Raw genomic sequence first — 21,395 nt, 5'->3', positions numbered from 1 at the left:
GAGCCTTGTAGCGTAGAAGAAATCCCTGAGGATCCTGAAGCTACTTGTTTTGATGGTGTTCAGAATTGTCATGTTATGCTTGATGGTAGTATTCTTTGTGAGGATGGTGTTGATTGTGGTGGGCCTTGTGAGCCTTGTAGAAGAATTGAAACGCCTGGTCTTATAATTGATGAATCCGCTGATAATCTTATTTTGTTTACTGCTTTAATAGTTGTTTTTATTGCTTCTTTATTAGCTGCGTACATTGTTTTCAGGAAGCAAATCATGTCTTTCTTTGCTAAGATTGGTTGGTGGCTTACTAGGAAGAAAAGAAAACAATTCTTGTTGAATGATTCTGATAAAGCTGATTTATTAAGAATTGTTAATGAGTTGTACATAAGAGTTTTTAATTCTTCTAATGCTGATTTTGATAGAACAAGTAAGGACTTAATAGCGGTGCTTAGTGTTTCTAGGAAGTATTTATCTTTAGCTTTAAAGATTTCTTTAGAATTTGATCTTGAAGAATCTAAGAAGGGTTTGCGTAGACGTGTTTTTAATGCTTCGCTTCGTCAAGGAATGCTTTTGTACGTTGAATCTTTATTTCCTAAGGAGCGTAAATCTGTTCTTTTATCTAAGCAAGCATTATTAACTTTTATTCAGGAAACGAGGATGTTGATTATGAACACTAGTAAATTATCTAAGGATGATTTTACGTTTAGAGCTTTAGAATTAGAGTTGCCTAAGCCTGTGTTTGATAATGCTCAAGCTCTGGTTCATAATTCTTTTTTAGCTCTTTGTTTCTCAGAGTCTGTTTCTGTTAAGAGTAATTATTTTGAGTTGTTGCGTCTTTATGATGAAATGAGTGATGTTGAAAAGAATAATATTTATTATGAGTTGTCTAAGGTTTATCTTTATACTAAAGCTGTTCTTTCTTGGATTTAACCATTTTTTTTTAGCATTTAGTCTTTTTTATAACCATAAGCTTTTTAAAACAATCATCATTTCTCCTGATTGGTTTAGAGGTTTGCAATGATGACTTGTGGTTCAGGATATTGAAGGTGCAAATAATATGAAAGTAATAAATAATAATGATGTAATAGAGAATTTGGCTGTTAAGCTTAGGGGTAGTGTTAATCCTCCTGAGTGGGCGTCTTATGTTAAGACGGGTCATGGTAAACAAAGACCTCCTGTTAGGCAGGATTGGTGGTACGTTAGAGCAGCGGCTGTTCTTTTGAGTGTTCAAAAGCTTGGTCCGGTTGGTGTTTCTAAGTTAAGCGTGAAATATGGTACTAGGAAGGATAACGGTGTTAATCCTGCGAGTTCTTCTCGTGCTTCTAGGAACGTTCTTCGTAAGGTTCTTCAACAATTAGAGTCTTCTGGTTTGTTGAAGCAAGAAGGTGTTGGTGTTCATAAGGGGCGAACTGTTACTATTGCTGGAGTTAAATTGATTAATGATGCTTCTAAAGAAGCTCTTAAGGGTAAAGGTGCTAAAAATGTCTAGGTTTATTCATTTATCTAAAAAGAAAAAATTAGTGAAGCATGGTCGTATGACTCGTTGGGCTCCTTTCTGGGTTGTTCCTAAAATTAATGGTGCTAGTAGGAAACTTCATCCTGGTAGGCACACTTTCGTTAAGAGGAGTTGGAGACGTAGCAGTATCAAGGTATGAGGATTATTAAAATGGCTAAAAATAAAGTTGAGAGAGTTTATACTATTCCTTTAAGGCAAGGTTTTATTAAAGTTCCTAAGTATTATAGGGCTAAGAGAGCTGTGAGTCAGATTAGGAAATTCGTGGAGAAGCACATGAAGTCTGAGGATGTTAGGATTGGTTCTGTTCTTAATGAATTTGTTTGGAGTAAAGGTATTACTAATCCTCCGGGTAAAGTGACTGTTAAGACTGTTCAGCATGATGATTTTGTTTCTGTTGAGCTTGAGGGTTATGATTACAAAGTTCAAAAAGTTCAGACTGAGAAAACTGATAAGCCTACTAGTTTCAAGGATAAGTTAGCGGCTAAGCTTAAACAACCTAGTGATGGTTCTGTTGAAGAAGTTGAAGAACCTAAAGAAGCTAAGAAGGCTAAGTCTGAAGAAGTTTCTTCTGTTGAAGAAGCTGTTTCTGAGAAGCCTGTTTCTAAGACTGTTAAGAAGTCTGTTAAGAAAGCGGTTAAGAAGTCTGATTAATCTTTTTTTTTGGTTTTTTACTTTTTATTTCTTAGAAAATATTATATAATAGTTGTTTTATTATGTTCTTTGTTTTTAGAAGGTGGTGAGTATAATAAAAAGAGGTAAGTCCGGCGCGGTTTTTTTTACTCTTGATACTTTGATTGCTGGTTTAATTGTTACTGTTACTATTATGCTTGTTATGTCTATTTATTCTAGTAGGCCTGTTGTTGAGGATACTTATCATGAGTTGAATAATTTTCTTAGTTTTCTTGCTAGTACGACTATGAAGGATGTTAGGGATAAGTATCAGTTCGCGTATGATGATGCTTACGAGGAAGACTTAGAGTTGTTTGTTTATCAAAAAGTGTATAAGATGCTCATTGAGGATGGGGGGGATACTGCTAGGGCTAGTGTTTTGGTTGCTAATCTTACTAGGTTCGTTGTGCCTAGTCATCTTGGTTTTGAGTACGTTGTTAATGACACAATTATTTATGAGGATAATCTTGAAAGATTGGATTATGCTAGGACGAGTTTGACGGGTAGGATTTTGACTTATTACGTTGACGATTCCTTAGATATTCATATTACTACTACTAATATAACGATTTGGTCATGAAGAATGGTTTTGTTTAATAATAAGGAGGGCGTCGTTTTTACTATTGTTGCATTAGTTATTAGTTCTTTTATTTTGTTGTTGTTTTTTTATATTATTGAGTTGCCTCTTGATCACAAAGTTGATGTTGATAGAATCAAGATTGTTACTGCTAATAATTTCATGTTTCAAGCTGAGAACATTGCTAGGGCTCAAGCAGTTGTTAGTTCTAAAGAGGCTTTGTCTGCTATGTTAGAAGTTATGTTCGTTGAGAATTCTTTTGTTGATGATTTTGATTTTGAATTCGTTAATTGTTTAGAGTATGGTTATTTTGATTTGGGAGGTTCTAATTATTGTGGTGATCAAGCTAATCTTAAAGAAAAAATAGAGGTTGATTTGTATAATTTTATTAGAGAAAATACGGGTTTAAAAGTTGAATTCGTTGTTTCTGATGTTTTTTTGAATCAGTCTTCTCCTTGGTTGCTGGATATACATTTTTTGTTTAACATATTAATGATTGAGGATGATTTTAGTCTTAATGTTTCTTTGAATATGTCTGAGTCTTTCAGTATTATTGGTTTGAAAGATCCTGTTCACGTAGTTGTTGATGAAGTACTTGTTCCTCTTCGAGTTGAGAATTTTAGTGATGTCATAATTATTAGTGTTGATGAAAAATACAATCATATAAGTCCTGATTTTAATGAGAAAGCATCTACGTTTAATGAATTAGTGGTTAATCAAAGATTCTTTGAATATAATAAGTCTCCTTCTTTCTTAGATAGGCTTCGTGGAAATTTTTCGCCTTCGGATCTTGGTATTACTTCTGTTGTTCTTCCTATTTATTCTGATCCTTCAGATTATGACACAGTCATAAGAAGTGGTAGTAGTAGTATTGATTGGCATTTTTGGCATAATAAATTAGTTCCTGATTCTTATGGGGAATATGTTTTCAGTAGCCAAATAGATGTAGCTACTGTTTTAGCTATTGATATTTCTCAGCCTTACAATCTTACTAATACTTTGCATAAATCTATTGTTCCTGTTTCTTTAGCTGAACAAGCAAACGCTTCGGGTTCGACTTATTTTAATCCTATTTAATATTTGAGAAGTTTACCGTCTATTTTTATTATTGGGTCGTGAAATACTTGGTCTAGGTGTATGAATGTTTTAATGTCTCCTCCGAACCAAGAATTGCTTCCTATGGCTATGTGAGCGGTTTTGTAAGTTTTTTCATCTATTATAGTGGAGCCTATCACTTTTGCTTTCTTGTTTAGGCCTATTCCTAACTCGCCTATTTTCCAAACATTATCAGGGTTCTTTGCTTTTTTCTGAGCCCATCTAAGAGTTTCTAATAATTGTCTGGCTTCGTACGTATTATTCATAGAAGTAATGCTTCCTTTGCTTATATCTAACCTTACGGGTTCTTTTAGTAGTATGGTTTTGTTTTTTATTCTTAAACTTCCATCTATGTAAACTCTTCCGTTCACCTCATTTTTTTTAGGAGCTATATACACTTCGCTTCCTGGCAGGTTTCCTCCGGTTCCTGGCTCGGAGTATATTCCTGTCGCGGATTTCCCAGGCATTCCCTTCACTCCGAAAGTTATGTTTGTTCCTATCTTAGTAGTTATGTTTATTTCTTTAGCTTCACTCAGTATTTTTTCTAATCTCTTGGTTTTCTTTTCTATTTCTTTGTAATCTATGTCTAAACAATCTATTAAGAAACTTAGTTTCTTGTTGTCTATACTTCCTAAACTGCTCGAAGATATGAATCTGTGTTGTCTGTCTGCGCAGAACTTCCTAAAACTTAATCCTAACGGTCCTAAGCTCCCTATTCTGTTTGATATATTAACTATTATTATGCTTTTGTTAGGGAGCATCATTAATTTTTTAACTACTATTGCGTCTGCTGATTCTCCTCTTGTTTTAAAATTTTGATAAATAGTTTCATAATTAAGTCCTAGTTCTTCAGCTGCTAATGAATAAGCATTAGTCATTATAGGAGATATTAATCTGTCTTCCCTTCCTTTATCTCCTATGATTATGATTTGTTCGTTTTTTGCTTTCAGATTATCAGTTAATATTTTTTTAAAGACATCTATTCTTATTTTGTTTTTAAATTTGGATTGATTAACTATTTCTTTTATTCTTTGTTTCTGCATTATTTATTTCTTTATTAAATTGTTTTTAAACTTTTCTATGACTCTTATTTATCTTTATTTGTTCTAAAAAATTAAGTTATTTATTTAAATAAGTACGTATTAACGTTTATTTATGAGATTCACTCGCGTCACTATAATTAGAACTTCTGAGCCTAGTAATGATAATATTAATGAGTTATTGCAATGGTTCGGAGGCACTCTTGGTTTGTTTAATATTAGGGATAAGGATCGTAGTTGTTTTAGAATATTCATTGTTTTGCTTAAAGCAGTTAAACAAAAACCTAATGGTTTATCCAGTGATGATATAGCTGAGAGAACTTCTTTGTCTAGGGGCACAGTTGTTTATCATCTTAACAAGTTGATGAGTGTTGGGCTTGTTAGTGAAGTTAATAATAAGTATTACTTGATGTTTGAGAATCTTGAAGATGTTTCTGAGAATCTTAGAAGAGAAGTTAATGATGCTTTTGATTCTCTTAGCTTCATTGGTAGGAATCTTGATAAGAAGTTAGGTTTGGATAAGAAATGAGGAGTTGGTTTGTTTGAATAATGTTTTACCTTTTGAAAAAAGAAGTTTTGATGTTCTTACTAAACAAGTTTCTGTAACTAATGATTCTGTTGGTTGTTCGCCTGAGAATCGTAGCGTTAAAGAATTACTTGATTCAGGTATAATTATTCTTAATAAGCCTTCTGGGCCTACTAGTCATCAAGCCGTTGATTTTTTAAAAAAAGTTCTTGATATTAAAAAAGCAGGTCATTCTGGAACTCTTGATCCTGGCGTTACAGGGGTTCTTCCTGTTGCTTTATCAGGTGCGACGAGGATTACTCATTGTTTGTTGACTGCGGGTAAGGAATATGTTTGTTTGATGCATCTTCATAAAGTTATTAGTGAAGAAATACTTAGAGATGTTTTAAAAAATCATTTTCTTGGGTCTATTACTCAGCTTCCTCCTGTTAAGTCCGCGGTTAAGCGTCAGTTAAGAAAAAGAAATATTTATTACTTGGAAATTTTGCAGATTAAAGGTTCTGATGTTCTTTTTAGAGTTGGTTGTGAAGCAGGTACTTATATTAGGAAATTAGTTCATGATATTGGTTTAAAGCTTGGTTGTGGGGCTCACATGGCTGAACTCGTTAGGACTAAGGCAGGTCCTTTTTCTGAGGATGAAATGGTTTCTCTTCAAGACTTAGCGGACGCGTTTCATTTTTATAATGAAGGTGATGATTCTCTTTTGAAAAAAATGATTAAGCCTGTTGAAAGAGGAGTGGATCATTTAAAGAAAATTTTTATTCATGATGGCGCTGTTGATTCTTTGTGTAATGGGGCTTTTCTTAAAGTGCCGGGCATATCTAAATTAGATTCTGATATTGTTAAAGGGGACGTAGTCGCGGTTCTTACTTTGAAGAATGAACTAGTTTTGGTTGGTGAAGCTTTATTGAATTCTAATAACATGATTAAATTAGCTAAGGGTTTAGCTGTTAAAACTGATCAAGTGTTCATGAAGCCTGGTGTTTATCCTAAGAATTAGTCGTATTTGCTTAAATCGTTGTAAACACTTATTTTGTATTCTTTAAGTTCTTCTTCTAGTGTAGTTGTGAATAAGTGGTGTTTGTCCCTGGTTAATATGTCTGATTTTGATTTTATAGCGCTTACTACTAGTACTGCGTCGCTAGGATCTCTTATTTTTTTCATTAATTCAGGGTCGAAATTATTAATGTAATTTCGTTCTTTTTCTTTTTGTCCTGGGGAAACAGGCAAGTGTATAATTGTTATTTTTGCTTTGTTCAAGAAGTCTTTTATTATTTTTTTGTCATGGCCTAATTTTTTTGATACGTGTTTTAATTCTTTTAAGTTAAAACTTGTTATTAAGACTTCGTTTTCTTCGCAGAATTCTAATAGTTTTTTTTCTCTTTGATTTGTTACTTCGTGTATTATGAAGCAGGTATCTAGCATCACGCTTTTCTTTGTTCTGTAAGTTTCTGGTTCTTCAAAGTTCATCTTCATCAACTGTGAATAACGTACTGTCATTAACTAAGAACAATTTTATTCTTGCTCCTGCGTCTAACCATCCGTGTGCGTAGTTTAATGCGCCGTATGCTAGTACGTAATCATTTTTTTTCTTAAAGAATTCTGCGTCTGAATAATATCTTGATGCCATATCTAAGAAGTCTTCTGCTTTTTCTTTTTCTTCTTTGTTTATTGCGTTTTTTGCTTTTTCTAGTGCTTTACCTGTTACTTCAAAATATTTTTTGAGTTTTTGTTCTGTTATTTCTTTTTCCATTTCTTAAGGGGTTTTTCACAAATTATATAAACGTTTTCTACGTTCTCATGTTTGGGTGGTCTTAATGAGTGACTCGGTTTCCGATTTTCCTGGTGATTTGTCAAAGTTTGATTCTCAGAATTATAAAAGGTTTATTCAAGGTTATGCTGAGGATTTGAGAACTTCTTATAATAGGTCTTTTAGGTCTTTGATTGAGAAGATTGATTTTTCTGGTAACATAATAATTGTTGGTTCTTCTTGGAGTTTGAATGCTTCTAGGATTGTTGGTGATTACTTGCAAGGTAAAGTTAGGTTGTTGTTCTCAGAATCTTATGATGATTCTTTAACTTTAACTAATAATGACTTGGTTATTGTTGTTTCTTATTCTGGTGCTTCTGAGGAAGGTATTTCTTGGCTTAGGCGTGCTAGGAGGGTTGGTGCTAGTTCTTTAATTATTACTTCGGGTGATAGATTAAGTGAGGATTCTCTGGGTGTTCCTGTTATTGATTTAATTAAGGGTTTGCCGTCTAGGTGTTCTGTTTTCACAATCATAGGTACTTTGCTTAGATTGTTTGAGGATTTAGGCTTGGTTAGTAGCGTCGTTGATGATGTTCAGGAAGCTGTTAATTATTTGAGGAAGCAAGATGTTTCTAAAGTTGCTGAGGATTTATCTTCAAAATTTTATGGGGTTATTCCTCTTATTTATGCGTCTTCTTCTTTGGAGAATTCAGCTCATAGGTTTAAGAGATTGATTAATGTTAATGCTAAGTCTTCCGCGTTTTCTAATGTTTTATCTGGTGCTGATTATTATGAAGCTGAGGGTTTTGTTAATAAGAATGCGTTGTTTCACGCGTTTTTTCTTTCAGGTTCTGATGATTTGTCTCGTTTAAAGAAGAAAATATCTGTGTTTAAGGATTCTTTGCAGGATCAAGGGATTGATGTTACTGAGCTAAGTATTAATGGTAAGGGTTTAGTTAAATTTGTTACTTCTTTATTGATTGCGGATGTTTCTTCTTATTATTTGGCTTTGAGATATAATCAAGATCCTCTTAGTGATGAAGTAACTAATAAGATAAAGAAAAAGATGGGTTTATTCATCTAATTCTCCTTATTTTTTTTTGAGTAAAATTTATATAGTTCTGTTTTTAGTCTTTTTATTTATGAAAAAAGAGTTTTTGGTGTCATTGTTTTTATTTCTTATTTTTTTTTCTGGTTTCGTGAGTGCTTTTGCTATGTCTCCTGGAAGTCATAGATTTGAATATGATGAGATTAATGGTTTGCAGGAGGATTTTTCTTTTATTTTAAGGTCTTCTTCTTCTAGTACTATTGCTATTAGTGTTGGTACTTCTCATGATTTAGCTGAGTACATAACTGTTAATACTGATGATATTATTCTTAAACCTGGGGAAGCGAAGAAAGTTGATATTTCTCTTAATATTCCTCCTAATCTTGATGAAGTAGATGTTAAGGAAGCAAGGATTATTTTTACTAAAAAAATTCAGGATTCTCAAGGCTTCATGGCTGTGACTACTGCTTTAGTCGCGAGGATTCTTGTTACTTTCGCGTATCCTGGTGAATACATAATTATTACTAAGTTGGCTCCTGTTAATGTTAATCAAGGTGAGGATACTGTTGTTAATTGGGAAGTTCAAGCTAGAGGAACTAGAACTACTGGTTTTGTTAGTACTTTATTTGTTACTAGTGCTAGTGGTGAAGAAGTTTTTTCTAGGACTTTTGATAGGAGGTTTCTTGAGCGTAATGAGCGTTATTCTGATTCTACGTTTATTCCTTCTAGTTCTTTTTTATCAGGTAATTTTAATGTTTCTCTTAAAGCTGTTTCTTTTGATAACGAGGTTGAATCATCGCGCATTTTAAGAGTCGGTGAAGAAGATATTTCTTTGAAGAGTTTTAGTCCTAGTAATTTTAGTGTTGGTGAAATAGTCATGTTTTCTTTTGTTGTTGAGAGTCTTTGGAACGGAGTGTTTTCTAATGTTTATGGAATCCTAGATATTGGTAATGCGTCTACTACTACTAAGTCTGTTAAGCTTGATGCTTTCGGCGAAGTAAATGTTGATAAGCAATACATTGATTTACGTGATTTAGATGAAGGAATTCATAAGGGTTCTTTAACTGTTTTTTTTGATGGTAAATCTAAGGTGTTTGATGTTGAACTTGTTGCTTTAAGTTCTTCTAGGAGTGTTTCTGGCGTCGTGATTTGGTTATCTGTTTCTATTTTAATATTGTTAATCATTGGTTTCTTACTTGTTTTCTTGTTTAGAAAGACTAATAGGCGGGTGTTGTGATTTGAAGAAGGCGCGTAAGAAAAAAGTTGGTTTTGATTACAAATTATTCGTTTTTATTTCTTTAGTTGTTGTTTTTATTATAGCATTATTGTTTTTTGGTTTGAAGGTTTATTCTTCTTTTCAAGTTGTAGAATTTAAGAGTATTAATTTTACTTTGAACGTGACTGATCACGTAGGTATCATTCTTGATTCTGATAAGCTTCATTTTGGAGGTGTTATTCCTGGAGGTTATTCTTCCAGGTCTTTGTTTTTGTTGTCTGAAATTGAAGGATTCGTGTTTATTAAATCTGATTATTCTGACTTAGTAAAAGTTAATAATCAAGGTTTATTTGTTGATTCTGATGGTGCTCGTTTTGATTTTAGAGCTGTGGTTCCTAAGAACATGGATTATCAAGACGTTGAGGGTGAGATTCATTTTTATGTTATGAAGTCTGATAAGCGTTGGCTTCTCCGATTCTTTTCAGGGGGGTTATTGGATGTTTTTGTTGAGCAAACCAAGAAGCCTACTATTTCTTTGGATATTGTTAATAACTAATTTTTTTTAGTAAATTTTTTAAAAAGAACTTATTTCGTGTTTGTTTATGAGGCGTTCAGCTAAGCTTGAGAAGAGGAGAAAAAGAAATAATGCTTTAATTGGATTAGTTTTAGTTTTCTTAATGGTTTTTAGTATTTTGGCTTTTTCTTTGGATTTGTCTAATGATCAAAGCATCATTGTTTTTAATGATGTTAGTTTTAGTCAAAGAGTTATTTTTGATGATAAGGTTTTCATGCAGGAACTTGTTAGGTTTCATGCTGATTTAGGAGGGGATGTTTTCTTGTTTTTTTCTCCTTTCGAAGCGGGTTTAGTTAATGTTTCTGCTGATTTGTCTTTTTTGAAACAAGCAGATAGGGTTTTGTTTTCTAGGAGGCCTGTTAGTGAAGAATTTGAGTTTAATGCTAACTTGTTATTTTTTGATGTTTTAGTTTTTGAATTCGCAGAGTACTCTTTTAAGCCTGCAAAGTATGGTTTATTTAGTCATAGTGTTTATGAGTCTGATCGCGAAGTTATTAATTGTGATTCTGCTTCTAGTTCTTCTCCTGTTTTTGTTTTATCTGAAGAAGTTGGTTCTCCAGCTATATTAGAAATTAGTCCTTTTTGTTTTGAAGTTGTTGGTAACGGAGAATCTTTGTTAAGAGTTTCTGATTATCTTTTACTTAGTGTTCAAGGGGTGATTTAATTGGTTAAGAAAAAAGTTGTTGCTAAAAAGAAGGCTGATGTTAACAAATTAGTTTTTAAGAAATCTTATTTATTTGTTGGTTTAATTTTGTTTCTTGTTTTGTTATTATTGATTTTTTCTTCTAAAAAAGAAGTTGTTAATTCTGTTGATTATGAGTTTTATAATGGTTATGAATTTTCTAGGCATCCTCAGCTTGAAAATGTTTGGATTACGAACGTAATGCTGGGTGATGTTGTTCAAAGATTTGAATTCAGGTATCATCCTGTTGACTTAGAAGTTTTTAGTTATGATTCTGATGCTAATCAGTATTTCTTTTTGACTCAATTAGTTGATGGTCAGGTTTATTTGTCTTTTTCTGAGGAAGTTTTAGCGAAACAATCTGGTTATATTAGTTTAGCAGGTTATGAATTGGCTAGGATTCTTCGTGGTGTTCATGGAGTAACGGTTATTGTTTCTGCTGAGAATCTTGAGGAGTATTCTTGGGTGACTTGTGATGATGCTAGCGTTGATGATTTAGTTGTTGAATTCAGACAAGGTTCGCCTAGGATTGAGGCTTCTGATTTTTGTATTAGTTTATACTTTGATGACGTGGAGGATTCTTTGAGGATGTCTTCGTTGTTGATTTATAAATTGCTGGGCATTATGGATTAATCATTTTTTTTTCAAAAATTATTTAAAGGAGTTAGTGCGTTAGTTTATTGTTTGAAGGGGTGAGTTATTTAATGGTTGAAGAAAATGTTATTTCTTCTGAGGAACTCAATGAAAAAGTCAGGGTTTATCAAAGAAAATTAAAGCAGATTAGGGAAGAGGTTTCTAAGATTTTTATTGGTCAGGAACAAGTCGTTAATGGTTTGATTGAAGCTTTAATGTGTAATGGTCACGTTCTTCTTGAGGGTATTCCGGGTGTTGGTAAGACTCTTGTTATTAGGACTCTTGCTAGTATTACTGGTTGTTCTTTTTCTAGGATTCAGTTCACTCCTGATTTGTTGCCTACAGATATTCTTGGTATTACGACTTACGAAGAAGGTAAGGGTTTTTACACGGTTAAAGGTCCTGTTTTCGCTAACTTCGTTTTAGGGGATGAAATAAATCGTAGTCCTCCTAAGGTTCAGTCTGCTTTGCTTGAGGCGATGCAGGAGCGCCAAGTTACTATTGGTAAGGAAACCTTCGTTTTGCCTTATCCTTTTTTTGTTATGGCTACTCAGAATCCGTTGGAGCAACTGGGTACGTATAAGTTGCCTGAGGCTCAGTTGGATCGTTTCTTTTTTAAGTTAATGATGGATTATCCTAGTAATGAATCGGAGTTAAGAATTCTTACTACTAATATTACTATGCATAAATTTGAGGATTATGAGTTAGAGTCTGTCCTTGACGCTGAGCAAATAATTGATATTCAGAAACTTGTTAAGATGATTACTGTTGAGCGTAAGATGTCTGAGTACATTATTAGGATTATTGATGCTACTCGTTTCCCTGATAAGTATGATTTGAAGATTGGTAAATATATTGGTACGGGTGCTTCTCCTAGGGCTAGTATCGCGTTATTTTTAGCTTCTAAAGCTAGGGCTCTTATGAATGGTAATATTAATGTTACTCCTGATGATATTAGGGGTGTTGCTAAAAACGTTCTTAGACATAGGATCATTGTTAATTTTGAGGGTCAGGCTGAAGGAATTACTACTGAGAAAATTATTGATGAAATTATTGCTAAGGTGCGTATACTTTAGAGGTTAAAATGCCAGTTAGTGATTTGAATATAAATATTAAGTCTAGGCTTCATAAAGTGGATATTAATTCTAGGCGAGACGTTTTATCTAGGACTTTGCAAGGGGAGTGGGCTACTACGTTTAAAGGTCATGGTATGGAGTTCGCGGGTTTTCGTGAGTATGAGTATGGTGATGATGCTAGTATGATTGATTGGAAGGCTAGTTTGCGTGCTAAATCCACGTTGATTCGTGAGTTTGAGGATTATAAGAATTTTAGTGTTTTCTTTTTGTTTGATGTTGGTAATTCAATGTTTTTTTCTAGTCACGGCGTTCTTAAGTGTGAGTATGCTGCTGAAATTATTTATGTTCTTGCTGATGCTATTAATAAGGCGGGTGACGCGATTGGTATGGCTATGGCTACTGATTCTTTAAAGATTAAGGTAAAGCCTAATATTGGTATGGAGCCTTTGACTAGGATTAAGCTTAATTTGCTTAATATTGAGAATTATGGTGGCGTGTTTGATTTTAATAAGGCGTTGTTAAGTTCTAAGGCTTTTCTTGGTGATAAAGGAGTTATTTTTATTGTGTCTGATTTTTTTAATCTTCCTGAGTCTTGGGAGCGTTATGTTCATATGCTCTCTGAGGATTATGAGTTGATAGCGTTGGTTATTCGTGATCCTAGGGATAGGTTTATTCCTGAGGGTGCGGGGCAATTAATGCTTAAAGATCCTGTTTCTGGTGATAATTTATATGTTGATACTAAGAAGATAAGAGTTGCTTATAACAAGAGAATCATTGAACAAGAAGAATATCTTAGTAATGTTTTTAAGAGGAGTAAAGGTGATTATTTGTTGTTGTCTACGGATGATGATGATTATGTTACTAAATTTGTTAATTTTTTTCAATTGAGGGGTAAGCGTCAGTTTTAGAAATCAGTGATTTTCTTTTCTACTATTGTTGTGTTTCCTCCGCTACCTGTTTGTTTCTTTGTACTTATGAATTTTGCTTCTTCTAATTTGTTTATTTTTCTTTGAAAAGTTTTGTATGATGAGTTTCCTCCTCTTTCTTTGTAGGTATTGTACAAATCGCCTATTTTGCTTCCTGATTTTTGTTTTACTAATTCGTATATGAGTTGGGTTTCTTCTTCTAGTAAGTCTTTGTTTTTTATTGTGAAATCATCTATTTTTCTTAGTGCTTTTTGTACGTGTTCTTTTTTTATTTCTTTACTTGATTCTTCTTCTGCTATGAGTGCTGATTCTCTTAATAAGAATAAGCCTGTTCTTATATCTTTAACTTCGTACGCCTTGTCATATATTGGTTTTATGTTTTCTTCTTTCCAAGCTCCGTCGTAGAAAGCATAAGTCAGTCTTTCTTTTAATATTTGCTTGGTTTCTTCTAAGTTGTATTGTTTAAATTCTAGTAATTCAGGCACTAGTCTTGATTTTATTCTTTCATCTAATTCTAACATCCACGTTTTGTAATTAGTTATTAAGAACACGGCTTTTCTGTGTATTTCTTCTAATACATAATATAAGAAGTCTAGTTCTTCTGCTTTATCTATTTCATCAAACACGAATACCGCGCTTTTTTTATTTATTATTGATGAAATAACTTTGAATAATTCCGTTGTTTTTTTGTTTTGTGTGAATCTATATCCTATGACGTCGCAGATTTCTAGTAATACTTTATACGTGGTGTTTTTTTGCCAGCAATTTATGAATATTACTTCTATTTCATCTGTTTCTTCTTCTAAGTCTCTAAGGACGTGTTTCGTAGCTGCTGTTTTTCCTATTCCTGGAGGGCCATGTATTAATAAGTTTCTTCCTGATCTGTTGTTGAATAAAGGCTTTATGCACGTAGCTAAATATTTTTGTTCTGTTTCTCTGAAGGGTAATAGTTTTGGTAAGAATTCATAGCTTAATGCGTCATCATTTTTTATTAATGTTTGATCTGATCTTAGAATTTCGTTGAACACTCCCATATTGTTCGTGTAAGTTTTGTTTATTTATAAAATTTGCTTGTTGATTATTCGATAATTATTAGAATTCTATGTCTGGGTGTATTGGTTTCTCACAATAAGGACACTTCGTGGGTCTTTGTTTTTCTATGTCGTATTTGAATTTGTATTTGCAACTCTGACAAGGGTATAGTACTTTGTTTCCGTTTAGAAACGTTACTTTTACCGCGTTTTCTTTTCGTCTTTGCATTTCTTCTTTTTTCTTTCTGACTGCTTTTTCTAAGTAGTCATCATCTTCTTCCATTATCTTACTTCGCAGTATTTCGTATCTTTCCGGTTTCTTTGACTGTTTTTTTATGTATTCATCTGTTAATTCTCTTAATGTTTTTTCTTTTTCTGGTCTTTTAGGCAAGTCTTTTTTTCTTCCTGTGTGACAAACATTACATACTGCTAATTTGTATACGTGATCTACTTTGAATTCATCAGCGGGTGCTTTTTTTCCGCATCTTCTACAAATTACTTCTATTGCTGCCATTATTCTTTCTTTTTGTTTTTTATTTATTTAATCTTTTTGGTTTTCTTAGTTAGTTTTAAAAAAAAAGGTTGTTTTCTTTATTTTTATGCCTGTGCTTAGTAATAATGTTGTAAGAGAAGTTTTACTTAGTGATGAACAGAAAGTATTAGTTGAGAAAGCTAACAAAGTTTTTTTGGATAATTTTGGGAAAGATGTTTGGTTTGGTCGCTGTGTTTTTCTTAGTTGGTATTGTTCTAAAGGCACGTGTGATTTTTGTTTTCGTAGCACTCAGAAACACAAGATTGCTTTTGCTGAAAATGCTCGCAGATCCAAAGAATCTGTTTATTCTGAAGCTATTATTAGTAAGGTTTGTGATTGGAAACTCGAATTCTTAACAGGGGGCTATGATGTTTATTCTTTTGAAGAACTTCTTATGGCTGCGAAGATTTGTTCTGAGATATTCGAAGAAAAAATTTGGATTAATCTCGGCGTTTTGAAAAAAGAGGAATTGTTAGCTTTAAAACCTTATGTTGAAGGAGTCGTTGCTAGTTTGGAAACGGTTAATGAAGAACTTCATAACAAGACTTGTCCTGATAAGCCCTTACAGCCTTATCTTGATATGTTAAAAGAAGTTGAAGAGCTTGGTTTTAAGAAAGGTATAACTGTTGTTCTTGGTTTAGGCGAATCCATTAAGGACTATGAATTGACTAAGAAATTAATTTTTGATTACAAAATTGACAGGATTACTTATTACGCGTTAAGACCTGTTAGGGGCACGCCTTACAGTAATGGTCCTGCGCCTGAGGACGTCGTTGAGTGGATTGCTCGTACGCGCATTGATTTTCCTTTGATTGAGATAATGGCGGGTACGGCTGTATCTAGGATTCCTGAAATTAAGTTTTTTTTAGAAGCAGGCGCGAATGGTTTCACGAAGTTACCTGCTACTAATATTTTTGGTTCTTCTACTGCTAAAGAGTTAAGTGTTCAAGCTGAACAAGCGGGAAGAATTCTTAGAAGTAATTTTTTAAGTCTTGATTTTTCTTTTGAAAAAATAGTCAACAACCTATCTCTAGGTGTTGTTGAAAAAAAAGCTTTGTTAAAAAAATTAAGTGATTATCATACTCGTATGACGTCTCGTTCTTAATTCTTCTTGGCTTCGCCTGAATTTATTGCTGCTTCTGCGTTGTCTTTTGACATCATAGCGCACAGTGTAGTTGTGCATTTTGGGCAGCTCCCTTTAGCCATGTATCCTCCTTTAGGAGTCACGTGTATGACTGGGTTATTCATCGTTACGCCTTTCTCTTTACATTTTACGCAATATGCTTGTACCATTCTTGTTAGTTCGCGCTCAGTGTTTATATAAGTATTCTTTTTTTTCCGTATTTCTGTGAGTCATTTTTGTGAACCTAGTGATGCTTTTTGTATACTAATAACAAAATATTTATAATGTTTTATGGATTATTCTGTGATTAAGGGGTTGCTTATTTCAAGCGTTTAATTAGCAAAAGGCTTGATTTAGCTTTATGTAAAATGAATCCGAGCGATTTTGATGACTTATTAAGAATTCAAAGAATGATGGCTTCTAAAATAATGGAAGAAAGCAGTGTTGATTCTAAAATAAAAATGATGAATTTATTAAGAGAAATGAGTGGTTCTAAAGGTAAGAAGATTCAAGTTGAAGAAATAATTATTGAAACTCGTATGGAAGGTATTAGTGAAAATGAAACTCTTAGAATTCTTGAAGAATTGCTTAAAGACAAATTCATATTTTCTCCAGAAGACGGCTTCGTCAAATTAGTTTAATTACCAACCGCCTAAAGTTTTTTGTTGACTTCCTGCTATCACTTCATCAAAACTCGTTTCGTAAAAACAAAGAATCGAATCTGCTAAAGGCTTAATTTGTTTATCTATGTAATGCTCGTAATCTATCTTGTTTTTTTGTTTCTGCACAGGCTCAGGACCTTCAACTGTTATAACGTAATCGATTATGTTACTGGTTATTTTATCAAGTAACTTGGCTGCTTTAACGTGTGGAGGCGTCGTCTTAGTGTATTCATCAACATCTTTTCTTAACGCTTTCCTATACACTAACAAAGAATCGTATTTTCCTTTTTTTAAATCATTAACAAACGTTTTTATGTACTCCTCAGGATTTTCTTCTTTAAATGTTTTTTCTAATAACTCCAATTGAAATTTCTTACTTACTTCGGTCCAATCTCTTCTAACAAATTCTAATCCTGTAAAATCTATTTTTTCTTCACTCTTACTAATAAGCAAGCCTGCATATCTTTTCTTTGCACCTTCCTCGCTTCCTCTAACTCTTGGTAAAAAAAACTTTTTGAAAGTCTTTTCAAATTCCATTTCTATTTTGCTTTCAACACCGTAATTATCTTTTAAGTACTTCGTAAAGAAATCATTAACGAATCTTTGTATCTCTTCACCTGTTATTTTAGCATCTTCATTAGTTGTGTCTTTAACAGAAATAAAAACACTATCAGTATCTCCATAAATAACTTTGTAACCTTTTTCTTCAAGTATTTCTTTTGTTTTCTTAAGAAGCAAATGACCAAAATGAGTAATCGCGTTAGCCATGTCCGTGCTATAAAATCTACAATTAGGACTTGCTAATACGCCGTACATGCTATTCATTAATATCTTTATAGCTTGTCTAGTTAAAGAATCATTTCTTAATCTTGCTTTTTCTCTTTCACTCCACAAATCCTCCAATATTAAAGGAAGTATTCCTTGTTCTCGTTTAAAACAAGCACCATTAGGAGCTTTTATCAAATCTTTTTTTGAACAATCAGGAACAAACATTAAAGGATCAATATTGAAAGTTCTCATGATACTAGGATAAAGACTTTTAAAATCACAAACTAATACATAATCATAAATTCCAGGTTCTGAATTCATAACGAATCCACCAGTAGTTCTTTCTTCTCTATTAAAATACTTCATGTTAGGACCAACAAATCCTCGTTCATGCAAATTCCTTATGTACAAAGAATCAAAACTAGCTATGCTGGCTCTCACTCTATCAAGAGGCATACCTGTCAATTTACTTCTAAGAATTGTTAATTCCATAGTGCCAGAATTCTTAAGAATATCAAGAACTAACTTTGAATCCATCAAATTATAATCAACTAATTTTTGAGGATTACTCTTATAAGATTCCTCTATTTCTTCACCTTTATTCTCGTCACCTATTAACTTATAAGAATCAGAAAAACTCTTCGCGGCAGTTCCTAATTTATAATCATCTAATCTTACAAAACTAGTCTTTAACAAGTGTATTCCGTCAAGTATAACTCTTCCCTCACATTCGGCTTTAGAATCAGTCATGAAAGAATCAGTTATTCTAAGTCTTACCTCTTCTTCATTCCTAGAAATAAATAAACCTTTTTTAGATTTATCGCTAAGAATTTTTAAATCAAAATCTATTAAGTTCCAACCAGTTATTACATCAGGATCAATTTTAAGAATTCTTTCCTTCAAAGTATTTAACAAGTCAATTTCTGATTCACAACAAGTACTTTTCTTCAAACCTTTTTTACCAACAATCAAAACTTCTTCTTCACCCGTGTTCTGAACTAAAGAAACACAATATAATTTTTCAGAATCCATGCTTGTCTCTATATCTATAGCTAAAATCTTTAAATCTTCAAAACCAGGAATCCAAGAACCCTTACTAATTATGGGTTCTTCAAAAAAAGAATCAACCAACAAATCACTTTTACTTACATCGCCACTTATAAAAACAGAGCCTAACAAGTCATTATCCATAAGGAATCTATACTCTGGCTTAATATCAGCTTCATAACTAACAAATCCTTCTTTATCCAATAACTTCTTAGAATCATTTAAATCAGATTGATTATCAAACAAAACTTTCACTAATAATTCTTCTGAGAAACTCTTTAATTGTGTCTCTTCAAATTCAACACTTAAAAATTTATTAATTTTTTCTTTATCTTTCAACTTAACATAAAAATAAGGCTTGATTCTTTTCTTAAAACAAAAACTTTTTTTGTTCTTTAATCTTCCATAACAATAAACAAATGATTCTTTGTTTTCTATTTTATAAACAGAATTAATTATGAAACCTTCACACTCTTGTTTTTGACTCATTAATAATAGAAATGTTATGTAACTAAAAAAGTTTTCTCTATATTTTATGTATTGACTTACTTATTCATTTTGTTGTTGTTAAGGTCATCAAAGGGAACATAGAAACATTTATAAAAAAAGAAATTGTTCTAAGTCGTATCTTTCTAAGAAATCGTTAAAAAATTGTTGACGCGCCAGAAAGTAAACCTGGTTTCTATGAAAGAAAAAAAAGTTTAATGATATTAATCGTTCGAGGTAAAAAAAATGACTATAAAAAAAGGAGATTTCATAGAAATTAATTACACTGCTTCACTAGTAGATGATGGTTCTATTTTTGACACTACTATTCCTGATGATGCAGAAAAAGCAGGAATGATTTGTGAGCACGATCACGATCATGGTCACAATCACGGCCATACTCATGTTACTAGGGATGATTTTAAGTCTTTGAAGATTTGTGTTGGTGAAAATCATGTTCTTCCGGGTTTGGACGAGCAACTTATTGGTTTAAATGTTGGTGAACATGACATTATTTTAGGTGAAGAGAATGCTTTTGGTAAAAAGGATTCAAAGCTTTTAAAATTAATGCCTTTAAATGTTTTTAAGAAACAAAAAGTTAATCCGTTTCCTGGTTTAACTGTTGACTTAGATGGTTCTAGAGGCGTTGTTAGAAGTGTTAGTGGTGGTCGCGTAATCGTTGACTTTAATCATCCTTTATCAGGTAAAACAGTTAAATACAGTATTAGTATTTTAAGAAAAATTGATGACGTCAAAGAAAAAGTTGAATCTGTGCTTTCTTTGATTCGTTTACCTTATGATGAATTAGTTGTTAATAACGACGAAGTTAAAGTTAAGGTGTCAATGGATTTACCTGAGGACGTGCTTAAGAATTTGAAGAGCGAAGTTGAAAAAGTTACTAAAACAAGTGTTGTTTTTGAAACTAAGAAAAAAGTTGATAAAGTTTCGGAGAAAAAAGTTGAGGATAATGCCTCTGATGAGTGAGTTATTACTAAAAAAATTTATATACTCGCTCATTCAAAACATTTGTTAAAAGAAAAAATTATGTTTTTTTTCATTGCGAGGGGAGTGTTAAATGGTTGAAACAATAAATAGTGTGAAACGAACTGATATCGAACAAAAATCCAATGATTTGGATGCTGAGTTAGAGGAATTACTAGCTAAGCAGAAGGCTCACATCAAGGTTTTTGGTTGCGGTGGTGGGGGTAATAATACTATTAATAGAATCACTGAAATAGGTATTTTTGGTGCTGAAACTATTGCTTTGAATACTGATGCTCAAGATTTATTGTATACTTCTGCTGATAAGAAGATTTTGATTGGTAGAGATTTAACTAAGGGCTTGGGTGCTGGTAGTATTCCTAAGATAGGTGAGGAAGCTGCTCGTGAGTCTGAGAAAGAAATTAAGAGCGCGGCTAATCATGCTGATATGATTTTTATTACGTGTGGTTTAGGTGGGGGTACTGGTACTGGTGCTGCGCCTGTTATTGCTGAATATTCTAAGAAATCAGGTGCTTTAACTGTTGGTGTTGTTACTCTTCCTTTTAAAATGGAGGGTCAGCGTAGATATGAAAACGCGATTCATGGTTTGGAAGCTTTGAGGAAGAACGTTGATACTTTGATTGTTATTCCTAATGATAAATTATTGGAATTGGCTCCTGATCTTCCTTTGCATACCGCGTTTAAGATTGCTGATGAGATTTTGACTAACGCGGTTAAGGGCGTCGCTGAGCTTGTAACTAAGGCGGGATTAGTAAATCTTGATTTTGCTGATATCCGTGCAGTGATGGGTGATGGTGGTGTCGCGCTTATAGGTGTTGGAGAATCTGATTCTGCTAGTAGGGCTGAAGAAGCAGTTGAAAAAGCGGTTAATAATCCTTTGCTTGATGTTGATATAACTGGTGCTAGTGGCGCATTGATTAATGTTGCGGGTGGCACTGACATGACTCTTGAGGAGGCTCGTAGAGTCGTTGAGAGTATTGCTAGTAAGCTCGATGAGGATGCTAGAATGATTTGGGGTGCTCAGATATCTGAGGATTTACAAGGTAGTATTCGTGTAATGCTTGTTGTTACAGGTGTTAAGTCTTCTCAAATCATTGGTGGTTATGCTTCTAAGCCTATGAGTGAAAGGAAAAAAGAAAAAGAATCGGAGTTAGGTATTACTTTTGTTGACTGAGGTAAATTAAGATGAATAGGATGGATAAGCTTAGAAATTTTTTGACAGAGTGTAAAAGGGTTCTTCGTATTTCGAAGAAGCCTTCTAAGCAAGAGTATTGGACTATTACTAAGGTTTCAGGTCTTGGTTTGTTGCTTATTGGCTTCGCTGGTTTTTTGTTGCACATTGTTGATTTTGCTATTTCTATTTTTTTGGCTGTTGGCATCGTGTTTGTTTTGGTGTTTTATTTAATGTTTATGCGAGGTAATTGA

General features: G+C 33.0%; 27 protein-coding genes. 20 read left to right on the top strand and 7 right to left on the bottom strand.

Annotated elements, in window-relative coordinates:
• The 6 genes from KO361_02720 to KO361_02695 all read left to right on the top strand — a co-directional run.
• On the top strand, nt 1–921 hold a 921-nt coding region (locus tag KO361_02720), incomplete at its 5' end, for a hypothetical protein (protein MCC7574480.1).
• Nucleotides 922–1,048: 127 nt separating this feature from the next.
• Nucleotides 1,049–1,480 carry a 40S ribosomal protein S19 gene (locus tag KO361_02715; protein MCC7574479.1) on the top strand — a complete coding sequence of 144 codons (432 nt, stop codon included), beginning with the start codon at nt 1,049–1,051 and terminating at the stop codon, nt 1,478–1,480.
• Nucleotides 1,473–1,646 carry a hypothetical protein gene (locus tag KO361_02710; protein ID MCC7574478.1) on the top strand — a complete coding sequence of 58 codons (174 nt, stop codon included), beginning with the start codon at nt 1,473–1,475 and terminating at the stop codon, nt 1,644–1,646. The genes KO361_02715 and KO361_02710 overlap by 8 nt, the downstream gene beginning before the upstream one ends.
• An 11-nt stretch (nt 1,647–1,657) precedes the next feature.
• Nucleotides 1,658–2,158 carry a 60S ribosomal protein L31 gene (locus KO361_02705; GenBank protein MCC7574477.1) on the top strand — a complete coding sequence of 167 codons (501 nt, stop codon included), beginning with the start codon at nt 1,658–1,660 and terminating at the stop codon, nt 2,156–2,158.
• 85 nt (nt 2,159–2,243) lie between these two features.
• Nucleotides 2,244–2,756 carry a hypothetical protein gene (locus KO361_02700; protein ID MCC7574476.1) on the top strand — a complete coding sequence of 171 codons (513 nt, stop codon included), beginning with the start codon at nt 2,244–2,246 and terminating at the stop codon, nt 2,754–2,756.
• 3 nt (nt 2,757–2,759) lie between these two features.
• Complete coding sequence (locus KO361_02695; protein MCC7574475.1) at nt 2,760–3,830, top strand: hypothetical protein; 1,071 nt, start codon at nt 2,760–2,762, stop codon at nt 3,828–3,830.
• Here the strand turns inward: KO361_02695 and KO361_02690 are convergent.
• A complete protein-coding gene (locus KO361_02690) occupies nt 3,827–4,891 on the bottom strand; it encodes an aminopeptidase (protein ID MCC7574474.1) in 1,065 nt (354 codons plus the stop codon). The genes KO361_02695 and KO361_02690 overlap by 4 nt on opposite strands.
• 112 nt (nt 4,892–5,003) lie before the next feature.
• Here KO361_02690 and KO361_02685 point away from each other — a divergent pair, with 112 nt between their 5' ends.
• Nucleotides 5,004–5,417, top strand: a complete 414-nt coding sequence (locus KO361_02685) for a winged helix-turn-helix domain-containing protein (protein ID MCC7574473.1) — start codon at nt 5,004–5,006, stop codon at nt 5,415–5,417.
• Between the two features lie 13 nt (nt 5,418–5,430).
• Nucleotides 5,431–6,414, top strand: a complete 984-nt coding sequence (locus KO361_02680; GenBank protein MCC7574472.1) for an RNA-guided pseudouridylation complex pseudouridine synthase subunit Cbf5 — start codon at nt 5,431–5,433, stop codon at nt 6,412–6,414.
• Here the strand turns inward: KO361_02680 and KO361_02675 are convergent.
• Nucleotides 6,411–6,884 carry a hypothetical protein gene (locus tag KO361_02675; protein ID MCC7574471.1) on the bottom strand — a complete coding sequence of 158 codons (474 nt, stop codon included), beginning with the start codon at nt 6,882–6,884 and terminating at the stop codon, nt 6,411–6,413. The two genes, KO361_02680 and KO361_02675, sit on opposite strands and share 4 nt — an antisense overlap.
• The gene (locus KO361_02670; GenBank protein MCC7574470.1) at nt 6,874–7,167 is read right to left on the bottom strand and encodes a DUF357 domain-containing protein; all 294 of its coding nucleotides are present in this window, start codon (nt 7,165–7,167) and stop codon (nt 6,874–6,876) included. Before KO361_02670 ends, KO361_02675 begins: the two co-directional genes overlap by 11 nt.
• A 64-nt stretch (nt 7,168–7,231) precedes the next feature.
• Here KO361_02670 and KO361_02665 point away from each other — a divergent pair, with 64 nt between their 5' ends.
• The 7 genes from KO361_02665 to KO361_02635 all read left to right on the top strand — a co-directional run bounded on the left by KO361_02665 (nt 7,232) and on the right by KO361_02635 (nt 13,301).
• Nucleotides 7,232–8,248, top strand: coding sequence for a hypothetical protein (locus tag KO361_02665; GenBank protein MCC7574469.1), 1,017 nt, complete (start codon nt 7,232–7,234; stop codon nt 8,246–8,248).
• 58 nt (nt 8,249–8,306) lie between these two features.
• Nucleotides 8,307–9,449 (top strand): hypothetical protein, encoded by a 1,143-nt coding sequence (locus KO361_02660; GenBank protein ID MCC7574468.1) that lies wholly within the window; start codon nt 8,307–8,309, stop codon nt 9,447–9,449.
• Nucleotides 9,397–9,984 (top strand): hypothetical protein, encoded by a 588-nt coding sequence (locus tag KO361_02655; GenBank protein MCC7574467.1) that lies wholly within the window; start codon nt 9,397–9,399, stop codon nt 9,982–9,984. The genes KO361_02660 and KO361_02655 overlap by 53 nt, the downstream gene beginning before the upstream one ends.
• A gap of 46 nt (nt 9,985–10,030) precedes the next feature.
• A complete protein-coding gene (locus KO361_02650) occupies nt 10,031–10,666 on the top strand; it encodes a hypothetical protein (protein ID MCC7574466.1) in 636 nt (211 codons plus the stop codon).
• Nucleotides 10,667–11,317: a hypothetical protein gene (locus tag KO361_02645; protein MCC7574465.1), complete on the top strand. Its 651-nt coding sequence runs from the start codon at nt 10,667–10,669 to the stop codon at nt 11,315–11,317. It abuts the gene before it with no gap.
• Between the two features lie 71 nt (nt 11,318–11,388).
• Nucleotides 11,389–12,393: a MoxR family ATPase gene (locus tag KO361_02640; GenBank protein MCC7574464.1), complete on the top strand. Its 1,005-nt coding sequence runs from the start codon at nt 11,389–11,391 to the stop codon at nt 12,391–12,393.
• A gap of 8 nt (nt 12,394–12,401) precedes the next feature.
• Complete coding sequence (locus KO361_02635; GenBank protein ID MCC7574463.1) at nt 12,402–13,301, top strand: DUF58 domain-containing protein; 900 nt, start codon at nt 12,402–12,404, stop codon at nt 13,299–13,301.
• Here KO361_02635 and KO361_02630 read toward each other — a convergent pair.
• Together KO361_02630 and KO361_02625 are read right to left on the bottom strand one after the other, a co-directional pair.
• Nucleotides 13,298–14,353: an AAA family ATPase gene (locus KO361_02630; protein ID MCC7574462.1), complete on the bottom strand. Its 1,056-nt coding sequence runs from the start codon at nt 14,351–14,353 to the stop codon at nt 13,298–13,300. The genes KO361_02635 and KO361_02630 overlap by 4 nt on opposite strands.
• 58 nt (nt 14,354–14,411) lie before the next feature.
• A complete protein-coding gene (locus KO361_02625; GenBank protein MCC7574461.1) occupies nt 14,412–14,864 on the bottom strand; it encodes a hypothetical protein in 453 nt (150 codons plus the stop codon).
• A gap of 85 nt (nt 14,865–14,949) precedes the next feature.
• Between KO361_02625 and KO361_02620 the strand changes: the two genes are divergently transcribed.
• Nucleotides 14,950–15,987, top strand: coding sequence for a radical SAM protein (locus tag KO361_02620; GenBank protein MCC7574460.1), 1,038 nt, complete (start codon nt 14,950–14,952; stop codon nt 15,985–15,987).
• Here KO361_02620 and KO361_02615 read toward each other — a convergent pair.
• Complete coding sequence (locus KO361_02615; GenBank protein MCC7574459.1) at nt 15,984–16,175, bottom strand: hypothetical protein; 192 nt, start codon at nt 16,173–16,175, stop codon at nt 15,984–15,986. The two genes, KO361_02620 and KO361_02615, sit on opposite strands and share 4 nt — an antisense overlap.
• Before the next feature lie 198 nt (nt 16,176–16,373).
• Here KO361_02615 and KO361_02610 point away from each other — a divergent pair, with 198 nt between their 5' ends.
• Nucleotides 16,374–16,646, top strand: a complete 273-nt coding sequence (locus KO361_02610) for a hypothetical protein (GenBank protein ID MCC7574458.1) — start codon at nt 16,374–16,376, stop codon at nt 16,644–16,646.
• Here KO361_02610 and KO361_02605 read toward each other — a convergent pair whose 3' ends face one another.
• Nucleotides 16,647–18,971 carry a DNA polymerase II gene (locus KO361_02605; GenBank protein ID MCC7574457.1) on the bottom strand — a complete coding sequence of 775 codons (2,325 nt, stop codon included), beginning with the start codon at nt 18,969–18,971 and terminating at the stop codon, nt 16,647–16,649.
• Nucleotides 18,972–19,214: 243 nt separating this feature from the next.
• Here KO361_02605 and KO361_02600 point away from each other — a divergent pair, with 243 nt between their 5' ends.
• The 3 genes from KO361_02600 (at nt 19,215) to KO361_02590 (ending at nt 21,395) form a co-directional block, all read left to right on the top strand.
• Nucleotides 19,215–19,952 (top strand): FKBP-type peptidyl-prolyl cis-trans isomerase, encoded by a 738-nt coding sequence (locus KO361_02600; protein MCC7574456.1) that lies wholly within the window; start codon nt 19,215–19,217, stop codon nt 19,950–19,952.
• 91 nt (nt 19,953–20,043) lie between these two features.
• Nucleotides 20,044–21,144, top strand: coding sequence for a cell division protein FtsZ (gene ftsZ / locus KO361_02595; GenBank protein MCC7574455.1), 1,101 nt, complete (start codon nt 20,044–20,046; stop codon nt 21,142–21,144).
• A gap of 11 nt (nt 21,145–21,155) precedes the next feature.
• Nucleotides 21,156–21,395, top strand: a complete 240-nt coding sequence (locus KO361_02590; protein ID MCC7574454.1) for a protein translocase SEC61 complex subunit gamma — start codon at nt 21,156–21,158, stop codon at nt 21,393–21,395.

The organism is Candidatus Woesearchaeota archaeon, from assembly GCA_020854775.1.
In the GTDB taxonomy this organism is placed as follows: domain Archaea; phylum Nanobdellota; class Nanobdellia; order Woesearchaeales; family 21-14-0-10-32-9; genus 21-14-0-10-32-9.
The sequence above is the reverse complement of the archived record's forward strand: the minus strand, read 5'-3'. Positions and strand labels throughout refer to the sequence as shown.